This is a genomic window from Thauera sp. WH-1 (assembly GCF_047806685.1).
In the GTDB taxonomy this organism is placed as follows: Bacteria; Pseudomonadota; Gammaproteobacteria; order Burkholderiales; family Rhodocyclaceae; genus Thauera.
In genome coordinates, this window is record NZ_JBLQGP010000017.1 from 40272 (window position 1) to 52686 (window position 12415).

Here is a 12415-nt window from a genome sequence, read left to right on the forward strand (position 1 = left end):
GTTCTCGTTCGGTTCTTGGGTCTTGCGTGCTGGCAGGTGGGCCTGCCTGGCCTCAGTTCGGGCAGGGCAGCAGGGCGTTGAGCGTGCGCTCATAGACCTGCGACAAGGGCTCGACCGCATCGACGGCGATGCACTCGTTGATCTTGTGGATGGACGCATTGACCGGGCCAAACTCCACCACCTCGGTGCAGATGTCGGCGATGAAGCGCCCGTCGGAAGTGCCGCCCGTGGTCGACAGCTCGGTCGTCACGCCGAGCACGTCGCTGATTGCATCCGATAGCGCAGCGACGAGCTTGCCGCGGCCGGTGATGAAGGGCTTGCCCGACAGGTGCCAGTCGATCTCGTAGTCGAGCCCATGGGCATCGAGGACCGCGCAGGTACGCTGCTTGAGTGCCTCGGCGCTGGACACCGAGCCGAAGCGGAAGTTGAACAGCACCTCGCACACGCCCGGGATGACGTTGTTGGCACCGGTGCCGGCGTGGATGTTGGACACCTGCCAGGTGGTGGGGGGGAAGAACTCGTTGCCTTCGTCCCAGCGGATCGCGGCGAGTTCGGCCAGTGCCGGCGCAAAGAGGTGGATCGGGTTGCGGGCGAGATGCGGGTAGGCGACATGGCCTTGCTGACCCTTGATGCGCAGGGTCCCGGACAGCGAGCCGCGGCGCCCGTTCTTGATCATGTCGCCGAGCGTGTTCACCGAGGTCGGTTCGCCCACCACACAGTAATCGAGGCGCTCGGCGCGCGCCGCAAGCGCCTCGACGACCTTTACCGTGCCATGGGTGGCGATGCCTTCCTCGTCCGAGGTGAGTAACAGGGCAATGCTGCCGGCATGATCCGGGTGGGCGGCGACAAAGCGCTCGATCGCCGTCACGAAGGCCGCCAGCGAAGACTTCATGTCCGCCGCGCCACGCCCATAGAGCATGCCGTCCTTCACCGTCGGCGCGAAGGGCGGGGTGTCCCACGCCTCGGACGGGCCGGGCGGCACCACGTCGGTGTGGCCGGCGAAACACAGCACCGGGGCGCTGCGGCCGCGCCGTGCCCACAGGTTGGACACGCCACCGGTATCGATGCGCTCGCAGTGGAAGCCGAGCGCTTGCAGCCGCTCGGCAATGAGCTCAAGGCAGCCCGCGTCCTCGGGGGTGACTGATGGACGGGCAATCAGCTCGCAGGCAAGGGCGAGCGTGGGGGAGGGCGATGGGGACATTGATCGGATTTGGTCGATAGGCACAGCGATCGCGCAAGGATCGCTCGCGGTGGAGGGGCGTGTTGCGGCGCTGGGGCGAAGGCGCGCAGGGCAGGCGATGGTCTGCCCTCAATTGTTGTCCAGGTCGAGCGTGAACTCCTGGAACGACGCCCCTTCTGCGTTGGTCGCCTCGAAGTCCATCAGCTTGCCCGAGCGCGCGGCGCTGGCTTCGGCATCGGGCGCATTGATCTGGGCGTTGTTGATCAGCCAGTGCAGGTTGGTCGGTGAGTCGGCATTGGCCAGGGCCTCTTCGAGGGCGATGGTTTTGTCCGAATACAGCTTGTAGAGCGCCTGCTCGAAGGTCTGCGAACCGGGGGCGAGCGATTGCTCCATCGCCTCCTTGATCTCGTTGAGTTCGCCCCGCTCGACGAGCTCGCTGACGTGACGCGTGTTCATCAGGATCTCGACGGCGGGCACACGCTTGCCATCGGGCTTGCGCACCAGGCGCTGCGAGACGATGCAGCGCAGCGCCACCGCGAGGTCGAGGTAGAGCAACTGCCGGTTCTCGAGCGGAAAGAAGTTAACGATGCGGTTGAGCGCGTGATAGGCGTTGTTGGCGTGCAGCGTTGCCAGGCACAGGTGGCCGGTCTGGGAGTAGGAGATCGCCGCCTGCATGGTTTCGCGGTCACGGATCTCGCCAATCAGGATGCAGTCGGGCGCCTGGCGCATGGCATTGCGCAGCGCCTCGGTCCAGCTCAGTGTATCGATACCCACCTCGCGCTGGTTTACCACCGACTTTCTATGCTTGAACAGGTACTCGATCGGATCCTCGACGGTGAGGATGTGGCCGCTACGGTTGCGGTTGCGGTGATCGAGCATGGACGCCAGCGTGGTCGACTTGCCCGATCCGGTGGCGCCGACCACGAGGATCAATCCGCGCTTGTCCATCACCACCTCGGTTAGCACCGCAGGCAGGCCGAGCGCCTCGACTGTGGGGATGTCGCTCTGGATATAGCGCACCACCACGGCCATCGAGTTGCGCTGCCAGAACACGTTCACCCGGAAGTTGCCCAGGTCGCGGCGACCAAAGGACAGGTTCAGCTCCCGGTCGCGCTCGAGCACGGCCACCTGCGAGGGCGTGATCGCCTCGTGGATCATGCGCTGGATCATCAGCGGGTCCATGACCTGCTGGTTGATCGGCATGGTGTGGCCCTGGATCTTGATGTGGATCGGGGCCCCGGCGGTGATGAAGATGTCCGACGCCTTCTTCTCGGCCATCAAGGTGAACAGGCTGTCGAAAATCATGGCGTTCGGACTCCCGGTGTGGGTCAGGCGCCGCGCAACAAGTCGTTGATCGCGGTTTTGGCGCGCGTCTGGGCATCGACCTTCTTCACGATCACGGCGCAGTACAGGCTGTACTTGCCGCAGGCCGAGGGCAGGCTGCCCGGTACCACGACGGCACCGGCGGGCACACGGCCGTAGCTGACCGTTCCGGTCTCGCGATCGTAGATCTTGGTGCTCATGCCGATGTACACGCCCATCGACAGCACCGCATTTTCCTCGATGATCACGCCCTCGACGACTTCGGAGCGGGCACCGACGAAGACGTTGTCCTCGATGATGACCGGGCCGGCCTGAACCGGCTCGAGCACCCCGCCGATGCCGACGCCGCCCGACAGGTGCACGTTCTTGCCAATCTGCGCGCACGAGCCGACGGTTGCCCAGGTGTCGACCATCGTGCCCTCGTCAACATAGGCGCCGATGTTCACGTAGGAGGGCATCAGCACGACGTTCTTGCCGATGAAGCTGCCCTTGCGCGCGACGGCCGGCGGCACCACGCGGAACCCGCCTTCGCGGAACTGCTCGGGGCTGTAGTCGCCGAACTTGGTTGCGACCTTGTCGTAGAAGTTCAGGCCACCGGCCTGGACGACTTCGTTGTCGCGCAGGCGGAAGGAAATCAGTACCGCCTTCTTGATCCACTGGTTGACGACCCACTGGCCGTCCTTCTTCTCGGCCACGCGCAGGGTGCCGGCATCCAGGCCGGCGATGACCTCTTCCACGGCGTCGCGGATCTCGGCCGGGGCCGAGGCGGGCGACAGGCTGGCACGGTTTTCGAAGGCGTCGTCGATGATCTGTTGCAGAGCGTGCATTGGGGGATTCTCTCTCAGAGGGTTTTGCAGAAATCGATGATGCGCTCGGCCGCCTCGACACATTCGTGGGTGTCGGCGACCAGCGCGATTCTGACGAAGCCGGCGCCAGGGTTGACGCCATGTGCTTCGCGTGCGAGATAGCTGCCGGGCAGGACGGTCACATTATATTCAGCCTGCAGACGGCGGGCGAACTCGGTGTCGGGCAGCGGGGTGCGAACCCAGTAGTAGAAGCCTGCATCGGGCAGCGCCACCGGCAGGTAGGGCGCGAGCATCGGCGTGATGCGCGCGAACTTGTCGCGGTACAGGCGGCGGTTTTCCTCGACGTGCTCCTCGTCGTTCCAGGCTGCCACCGAGGCCGCCTGCACCGCGGGGTTGAGCGCGCAGCCCTGGTAGGTGCGATAGAGCAGGAAGTCCTTCAGGATGCGGGCGTCGCCCGCGACGAAACCCGATCGCATGCCAGGCACGTTGGAACGTTTGGACAGGCTGGAGAACATCACCACGTTGCGAAAATCGGTACGCCCCAGGCGCCAGGCCGCCTCGAGCCCGCCGATCGGCTTGGCCTCGTCGTCGAAGTAGATCTCGGAGTAGCACTCGTCCGCGGCGATCACGAAACCGTGGCGATCGGACAGTTCGAACAGCGTCTTCCATTCTTCCAGCGTGAGCAGGCGTCCGGTCGGATTGCCGGGCGAGCACACGTACACCAGCTGCACGTCGCGCCAGGTGGCCTCGTCAATGGCACTGAAGTCGGAGCCGAAGCCGTTCTCCGGCAGATTGTTGATGAAGACCGGCTCGGCATTGGCGAGCAGCGCCGCCCCCTCATAGATCTGATAGAAAGGGTTCGGGCACAGCACCTTGGCCGCGGGCCGGGTGCCATCGACCACGCACTGGGCAAAGGCGAACAAGGCCTCGCGCGTACCGGCCACCGGGATCACCTGGGTCGCGGGGTCGATCTTCGGCAGGCCGTAGCGGCGCTCGAGCCAGTGACCGATGGCGCCGCGCAGGGCGTCGGTGCCAAGGGTGGCCGGGTAGCTCGCCAGCCCGCCGAGGTTATCGGCCAGTGTCTGGCGGATGAAGCCGGGCGTGGGGTGCTGCGGCTCACCGATCGACAGGCGGATCGGCTTGAGTCCGGCAGGGCCCTCGATGCCGGCGAACAGGGCACGCAGCTTCTCGAAGGGATAGGGCTGGAGGCGGGTGAGGTTCGGATTCACTTTGATACCGTTTGCCGCGGCGCGCAGGCGCCGGGATGCGAAGTGGCTTGGGTCGAAGATGGTATCATGGCGCGCCTTTCCGGCGTCCGCACAGGCCTGTCGCGGCGCTCCCGCTCCCTGTATCGTCCCGACGTGCGTCTTTCCAAGCTCAAACTCGCCGGTTTCAAGACCTTCGTCGACCCGACCACCGTGCAGACACCCGGCAATCTGGTCGGCGTGGTCGGCCCCAATGGTTGCGGCAAGTCGAACATCATCGACGCGGTGCGCTGGGTGCTGGGCGAAAGCCGGGCCTCGGCGCTGCGCGGCGAGTCCATGCAGGACGTCATCTTCAACGGCTCGACCACGCGCAAGCCGGTCTCGCGCGCCAGCGTCGAGCTGGTCTTCGACAATGCCGAGGGCAAAGCCGCCGGGCAGTGGTCGCGCTATGCCGAGATCTCGGTCAAGCGCGTGCTCGACCGCTCGGGCGAATCGACTTACTACATCAACAACGTCCACGTCCGGCGCAAGGATGTCATCGACCTCTTTCTCGGCACCGGTCTGGGCCCGCGCGCCTACGCCATCATCGAGCAGGGCATGATCTCGCGCATCATCGAGGCCCGCCCCGAGGAGATCCGCGGCTTCCTGGAGGAGGCGGCAGGCGTCACCAAGTATCGCGAACGGCGCAAGGAAACCGAGGGCCGGCTGCGCGACGCGCGCGACAACCTCGCCCGGCTCGACGACATCCGCATGGAGCTGGGCGAACGCATCAGCCACCTCGAGGGCCAGGCCGAGGTGGCCTCGCGCTACCAGGCCCTCAATGCCGCACACGTGCAGAAGCAGCAGTTGCTGTGGCTGGTGAAGCGCAACGAGGCCCGTGCCGAATACGAGTGCGTAGCCGCGGCGCTCAACGAGGCCAGCCTGCGCATCGAGGCGGACAGCGCCCGCCTGAACGAACTCGAGGCCGCGGTCGAGAACGCGCGCGAGGCGCATTTCGCGGCCTCCGAGGCCGTACACGGCGCGCAGAGCGACCTCTTCGCGGTCAGCGCCGAAGTCACCCGCCTCGAGACCGAGCTGCAGCACCTCGGCGAAGCACGCAAGCGACTCGAGGCTCGTCTTGGGCAACTGGAGCTCGAGCATCAGCACTGGCAGTCGCGGGCGCAGGCGCTCATGCAGGACCGCGTGCGCTGGGAGGAGCTGGCCGAGAACGCGGGTTTGCGCGCCGAGCACGCCGAGGCGCGTCACGGCGAGATTGGCGAGCGCGTGCCCGAGCTCGATGCTGCCAGGCAGGCGGCAGACACGACGGTCGCCGCCGCACGCCGCGAACTGGCGCAAACCGAGCAGCAGCTGCGGGTCGAGGAGGCGAATCGTGCTAGCGCGACGCGCGCGCTCGACGCGCTGGCGCAACGCCGCGCACGGCTCGAGGCCGAGCGCGCAGCCATCGTCGGTCCCGAGGAGCGCGACATCGCCGAACGCGAGGCACGCCTCGAGACGCTGCAGGACGAGCTCGACGCCCAGCAGCACGAGCTCGCGGCAGCGCAGGCGCGACTGCCCGAGGTGCAGGCGCAGCTCAAGGCCGCGCTGGACCATGAACGCACGGTGCAGCGCCGCCTGACCGAGCTGCGCGCCCGGCGCGATGCGCTGGTGCAGTTGCAGGCGCGCGTGCAGTCGCAGGGCAAGCTCGGCGACTGGCTCAAGCGCCAGGGGCTGGCCGCGCTGGCGCCGCTCTGGAAGAGCGTGCGTGTCGAGCCCGAATGGGATGCCGCGGTCGAGTCGGTGCTGCGCGAGCGGCTCGCGGCCCTGATCGCAACCGACGCGGCGGCCGCCGAGGCCGCGGCGCGGCTGATCCTCGACGAGGCGCCGCCCGAGTCGCTGGCGATCGCGCTGGGCACCGCGGGCGGCAGCGATGAGCCGCAGGCGCAGGCGCCGGTCGGACTCACGCCGCTACGCGATCGGGTTGCCGTGACCGATGCAAGGCTGGAACCTCTGGTGGCGGCCTTTCTGCGCGGTGCGTGGTGCGTCGATCGCCTGGAGGACTGGCTGGCGCGCCATGCCGAGCTGACGCCCGGTGTGGTGCTGGTGGGCCGGCGCGGGCAGATCCTGAGCCGTGACGCCTTCAGCCACTTCACGCCCGACAGCCGTACCCATGGGGTGATCGAGCGCCAGCGCGAGATCGACCAGCTGGCCGCCGAGCAGCAGGCGCTGGAGGACGAGGCGCGCAGCGCCCATGATGCCCTGCTGGGCGCAGAGGCCGCGGCCGCCAGCCTGCAGGATCGGGCAGGGACGCTGCGCCGCGAGACCCAGTCGCTCCAAGCGCGGGTGCATGGCGAGCAGGTCGAGATGCTCAAGCTGAGCCAGGCGCGCAGCCGTGCCGACGAGCGGCGCAGCCAGCTCGGGCGCGACCTCGACGATCTCGTGCATCTCGAAGGCAGCGAGCGCGAGCACCTGGCGCGGGCCGAGCTCGAGCAGGCACGCGCGGCCGAGCTCGCCGAGCTGCAGCGCGAGCGACTCGACGCTGCGGCCGAGGTGTTGCGCGAGCGCGAGCAGGCGCTGCGCGAGGCCCGCGCGCTGGAGCAGGCCGCCGCCCGCGAGTTGCAGGAGGCAAGGTTCTCGGCGCGCGAGTGCGTCGGCAAGCTCGACGACATCGGCCGCAATCAACAGCTCGCCGGCGAGCAGCTCGAGCGCATCGTCAGTGAGCGCGAGGCCCGCCTGGTCGAGCTCGACGCGACCGACGACAGCCGCAGCGCCGATGCGCTGCAGCACGCCCTCGGCCTGCGTGCCAGCCGTGAAGCCGCACTCGCCGCCCGGCGCGATGGGCTCGAGAACGCCAGCGCGAGTCTCAAGCAGGCCGAGGAGATGCGCCTGCGCACCGAGCACGAGGCCGCGCCGGTGCGTGCCCGCGTCGGCGAGCTGCGCCTGGCCGTGCAGGCCGCGGAACTGGCCGTCGGCCAGTTCGAGGAGCGCCTGCGCGAGGCGGCAGCCGACGAGGACGCGCTCGCGCCGCTGCTCGCGGCCGATCCGCGGGAGGGCACCCTGCAGCGCGAGGTGGCGCGGCTGGCACGGGAGATCGCCGAGCTCGGCGCGGTCAACCTTGCCGCGGTCGACGAACTCAGGATCGCGTCGGAACGCAAGGGCTATCTCGACGCTCAGACCGAGGACTTGCTGCAGGCGATCGAGACCCTCGAGGACGCGATCAGGCGCATCGATCGTGAAACGCGCGAGCAGTTGCAGGAGACCTACAATACGGTCAATCGCCAGTTCGGCGCCCTGTTCCCGCAGCTCTTCGGCGGGGGCCGGGCGGAGCTGGTGCTGACCGGCGAGGAGATCCTCGATGCGGGCATCCAGATCGTGGCGCAGCCGCCGGGCAAGAAGAACACCTCGATCCATCTGCTGTCCGGTGGCGAGAAGGCGCTCACCGCGATTGCGCTGGTTTTCTCGATGTTCCAGCTCAATCCGGCGCCCTTCTGCATGCTTGACGAGGTCGACGCCCCGCTGGACGATACCAACACCGAGCGCTACGCCAACATGGTCAAACGCATGTCATCGCAGACGCAGTTCATCTTCATCAGTCACAGCAAGATCACGATGGAGTTCGCGCAGCAGCTGGTGGGGGTCACCATGCAAGAACAGGGCGTCTCAAGGGTGGTGGAAGTCGATATCGAAGAGGCGCTGCGTCTGGCCGAGCCGGCCGCAGCCTGAGTCATACGGGAAACACGGAGTCTTTCGGGAACCTACATGGACAGCGAACTACAGATCGCGCTGATTGGTGCCGGCCTTGCCGCGGTGGTGCTGATCGTCGGCTACAACAAATGGCAGGAGCGCAAGCACCGCCGCCAGGCCGAGCGCGCCTTCAGGTCCGAGCATCGCGACGTGCTGCTCGAACCGCGCACGGACGGCGAGCCGGCCGCCGAGCGGCGCGAACCGGGCATTGCCCGCAGCGAGCCGCGCCCCTTCAGCGAGGCGCCGGTGAAGCGCAGCGCCCCCGAGGTGCCGAATTTTCTCGACGAGCGGGCGGACTGCGTGATCCGCCTCGAGGCCATCGAGCCGCTCGACGTGCACCAGATCTGGGCGGCCCAGAACGAGCAGTTGGCAGGCTTGAGCAAGCCGGTGCGCTGGTTCGGCTTCAACGACAGCCAGAACCTGTGGCAGCCCCTGGGGCCTCATAGCGCGGGGGCCTGCCATTGGTTCTGCGCCGCACTGCAACTGGTCGATCGCCAGGGCTCGATCGGCGAGGCCGACTTCATGCGCTTCACCGGCGGGGTGCAGCGCGTCGCCGACGCGGTGATGGCGTTGCCGCCCGGTCTGCCGCTGCGTGCGGAAACCCTGCGCAATGCCACCGAGCTCGACCGCTTTTGCGCCGACGTAGATGTGCAGATCGGCGTCAACGTGGTCGCGCGTGACGGCCAGTTCGACGGCCGCGTGATCCAGCAGCTGGCCGAACGCCAGGGTCTCAAGCTCGGTAGCGATGGGTCCTTCCATGCGGTGGACGATCAGGGTGCGAGCCTGTTCACCCTCTCCAACCTCGAGCCGGGCTTGTTTGCCCCGGAGGGCATGAAGCAGCTCGTGACCCAGGGCCTGACGCTGGTGATCGACGTGCCGCGCGTCGCCAACGGCAGCGTGGTCTTCGATCGCCTGATGCGCGTCGCGGGCGCTCTGGCCGAGCAGCTCGGCGGCGACGTGGTCGACGACAACCGCGCACCCTTCGGCACCGAAGCGGCCACCATCATCCGCAGCCAGATCGAGCAGTTTCAGGCGCGCATGGCCGAGCACGGCATTCCGGCGGGCGGTCCGCTCGCGCAACGACTGTTCGCGGTGTGATGGACCTGTTCGATCAAGCCGGCGCGGCGAGCAGGGCCGCCGCGTCACGGGCGGCGCAGTTGCGCGACGAGCTCGCTGCGCATGACCATGCCTATTACGTGCTCGACGCCCCCACCGTTCCGGACGCGGAGTACGACCGCCTGTTTCGGGAGCTGCAGGCGATCGAGGCAGCACACCCCGAGCTGCGCACCGCCGACTCGCCGACGCAGCGCGTGGGGGGCCGGCCGTTGGCCCAGTTTCCAGCGGTGCGCCACCGCGTACCGATGCTGTCGATCCGCACCGAGACCGATACCGAGGCGAGCGGCGCGGCGGCCTTCGATGCCCGTGTGCGGCGCGAACTCGGGCTGGGGGCGCAGGATCCCGAACTCGAGTACGCGACCGAGCTGAAGTTCGACGGTCTCGCGATCAGCCTGCGCTACGAGCGCGGCGTGCTGGTGCAAGCGGCGACGCGGGGCGACGGCGAGACGGGCGAGGACGTCACCAGCAACGTGCGCACGGTCAAGGCCATCCCCTTGCGCCTGCGTGGCGCTGGGCCGGAGGTGATCGAGATCCGCGGCGAGATCTACATGCGCCGCGACGACTTCGAGACCCTCAACCGCCACCAGGCCGAGCGGGGCGAGAAGAACTTCGTCAACCCGCGCAACGCCGCCGCCGGCAGCATCCGCCAGCTCGACCCGGCCATCGCCGCCCGCCGGCCGCTGTCCTTTTTTGCCTATGGCCTGGGCGACACCCAGGGCTGGACCGTGCCGGCCACGCATGCCGAGGTGCTCGACGCGATCGCCGCCTTCGGGGTGCCGGTGTGCGCGCACCGCGCGGTGGTGCGGGGCGCTGCCGGGCTGGCGGGCTTTCACGCCCGCATTGCGGCGCTGCGCGACGGCCTGCCCTTCGACATTGATGGCGTGGTGTACAAGGTCAATACGCTCGCGCTGCAGCAGCGCCTGGGTTTCGTCACCCGCGAGCCACGCTGGGCGGTGGCGCACAAGTACCCGGCGCAGGAGGCGCTGACGCTGCTGCGCGACATCGAGGTGCAGGTCGGACGCACCGGCGCACTGACCCCGGTCGCGCGGCTCGAGCCGGTGTTCGTCGGCGGCGTGACGGTAACCAATGCCACCTTGCACAACCAGGACGAGATCGACCGCAAGGATGTACGCATCGGCGACTGGGTCGTGGTGCGCCGCGCCGGCGACGTGATTCCCGAGGTGGTGGGGCCGGTGCTCGAGCGCCGCGCGGGCGAGCTGCCGCGCTTTCGTCTGCTGGAGCGCTTCCCGCTGTGTCCGGTGTGTGGTTCGCATGTGGTGCGCGGCGAGGACGAGGTGGTGGCGCGCTGTAGCGGTGGCCTGTTCTGCCCGGCACAGCGCAAGCAGGCCCTGCTGCACTTTGCCAGCCGTCGCGCGATGGACATCGAGGGGCTGGGCGACAAGCTGGTCGAGCAGCTCGTTGACGCCGCCATCGTCAAGACGCCGGTGGACCTCTACCGGCTCGGGGTGCTGGCCCTGGTCAATCTGGAGCGCATGGGCGAGAAGTCGGCGCAGAACCTGCTCGCCGCGATCGAGAAGAGCCGCTCGACCACGCTTGCGCGCTTCATCTTCGCACTCGGGATCCGCAACGTCGGCGAGGCGACGGCACGTGATCTCGCCCGCCATTTCGGCTCGCTCGATGCGCTCATGGCGGCGGACGAGCTTGCGCTGCAGCAGGTGCCGGACGTCGGCCCGATCGTGGCGCGCTCGATCGCCGAGTTCCTCGCCGAGCCGCATAACCGCGAGGTCATCGAACAGTTGCGCGCGGCCGGCGTGCACTGGGAGGAGGGCGCACCAGCGGTGGCCCCGGCCGGCCGGTTGGCGGGGAAGACCTTCGTCCTCACCGGCACGCTGCCCACCCTGAGCCGCGATGAGGCGAAGGCGTTGATCGAGGCGCAGGGCGGCAAGGTCGCGGGCTCGGTGTCGAAGAAGACGAACTACGTGGTGGCGGGCGAGGAAGCCGGCTCCAAGCTCGCCAAGGCCGAGGAACTCGGCGTTCCCATCATCGACGAGGCAGGCCTCCAAGCATTGCTGGCCGCCTGATGGCGGCTGTCCGCGAGGCGGGCCGTTCGACCGGGTCCGCTCCCCCCAACTTTCCCTCACTACCCCTGACACCCCGGAGTGTGCGTCACATGAAAAAAGTCACCAAGGCCGTTTTCCCCGTTGCCGGCATGGGCACGCGCTTCCTGCCTGCGACCAAGGCGAGCCCGAAGGAAATGCTGCCGATCGTAGACAAGCCGCTGATCCAGTATGCCGTCGAGGAGGCGGTGGCGGCCGGCATCACCGACATGATCTTCATCACCGGGCGCACCAAGCGCTCGATCGAGGACCATTTCGACAAGGCCTACGAGCTCGAGACCGAGCTCGAGGCGCGCGGCAAGAAAGAGCTGCTCGAGATCGTGCGCAAGACCGTGCCAAAGGGCGTCAACTGCATCTACATCCGCCAGTCGGAAGCGCTCGGCCTGGGCCATGCGGTGATGTGCGCGAGCCATGTGGTCAGCGACGAGGCCTTCGCAGTGATCCTCGCGGACGACCTGCTCGACAACAAGGACAGCACGCCGGTCTTGAAGCAGATGGTGGACGTGTACAACTACCACCGCTGCTCGGTGCTGGGCACCATGAACGTGCCGCGCGCGGAAACCCGCAGCTACGGCATCGTCAGCACCGAATCCGACAAGGGCCAGGTGCAGCGCATGACCGGCATCGTCGAAAAACCCAAGCCCGAGGACGCGCCGACGACCCAGGCCGTGGTCGGCCGCTACATCCTGACGCCGCGCATCTTCGATCACATCCGGGCGTTGAAGCCCGGCGCCGGCGGCGAGTACCAGCTCACCGATGCGATCGCCTCGCTGCTGAAGGAAGAGGCGGTGCTGGCCTTCCAGTTCGATGGCGTGCGCTACGACTGCGGCTCCAAGCTTGGCTACCTGAAGGCGACGATCGAGTTCGGCCTGCGACACTCGGAGACCGGGGCGGATTTTGCCGCCTACCTGAGTGGCCGCTTTGGCGCCGAGAGCGGGGGCAAGAGGAAGCAGGCGTAAGGCCCTCGCGGGCGGATCCACGCCCATG

8 protein-coding genes are annotated in these 12415 nt (G+C 67.9%); 4 read left to right on the plus strand and 4 right to left on the minus strand.

Annotated features, from left to right (window positions below):
• Nucleotides 1-52 precede the first annotated feature (52 nt).
• The 4 genes from dapE to dapC form a co-directional block, all read right to left on the minus strand.
• The gene (gene dapE / locus ACMV5O_RS15855) at nt 53-1201 is read right to left on the minus strand and encodes a succinyl-diaminopimelate desuccinylase (protein WP_416164366.1); all 1149 of its coding nucleotides are present in this window, start codon (nt 1199-1201) and stop codon (nt 53-55) included.
• 108 nt (nt 1202-1309) lie between these two features.
• On the minus strand, nt 1310-2485 hold the full coding sequence (locus ACMV5O_RS15860; protein ID WP_416164367.1) for a PilT/PilU family type 4a pilus ATPase: 1176 nt from the start codon (nt 2483-2485) through the stop codon (nt 1310-1312).
• A 23-nt stretch (nt 2486-2508) separates the two neighbouring features.
• Nucleotides 2509-3330 carry a 2,3,4,5-tetrahydropyridine-2,6-dicarboxylate N-succinyltransferase gene (gene dapD / locus ACMV5O_RS15865; RefSeq protein ID WP_416164368.1) on the minus strand — a complete coding sequence of 274 codons (822 nt, stop codon included), beginning with the start codon at nt 3328-3330 and terminating at the stop codon, nt 2509-2511.
• Nucleotides 3331-3344: 14 nt separating this feature from the next.
• Entirely contained in the window at nt 3345-4538 is a 1194-nt protein-coding gene (gene dapC / locus ACMV5O_RS15870; protein ID WP_416164369.1) for a succinyldiaminopimelate transaminase, read from the minus strand.
• A gap of 66 nt (nt 4539-4604) precedes the next feature.
• On the opposite strand from dapC, the gene smc reads away from it, so the two are divergent.
• The 4 genes from smc (at nt 4605) to galU (ending at nt 12387) form a co-directional block, all read left to right on the plus strand.
• Nucleotides 4605-8213, plus strand: coding sequence for a chromosome segregation protein SMC (smc, locus tag ACMV5O_RS15875; protein ID WP_416164370.1), 3609 nt, complete (start codon nt 4605-4607; stop codon nt 8211-8213).
• A 36-nt stretch (nt 8214-8249) separates the two neighbouring features.
• On the plus strand, nt 8250-9332 hold the full coding sequence (locus tag ACMV5O_RS15880; protein ID WP_416164371.1) for a cell division protein ZipA C-terminal FtsZ-binding domain-containing protein: 1083 nt from the start codon (nt 8250-8252) through the stop codon (nt 9330-9332).
• The gene (ligA, locus tag ACMV5O_RS15885) at nt 9332-11392 is read left to right on the plus strand and encodes an NAD-dependent DNA ligase LigA (protein WP_416164372.1); all 2061 of its coding nucleotides are present in this window, start codon (nt 9332-9334) and stop codon (nt 11390-11392) included. Before ACMV5O_RS15880 ends, ligA begins: the two co-directional genes overlap by 1 nt.
• 89 nt (nt 11393-11481) lie before the next feature.
• Nucleotides 11482-12387: a UTP--glucose-1-phosphate uridylyltransferase GalU gene (gene galU, locus ACMV5O_RS15890; RefSeq protein ID WP_416164373.1), complete on the plus strand. Its 906-nt coding sequence runs from the start codon at nt 11482-11484 to the stop codon at nt 12385-12387.
• The last annotated feature ends 28 nt before the right edge of the window (nt 12388-12415 follow it).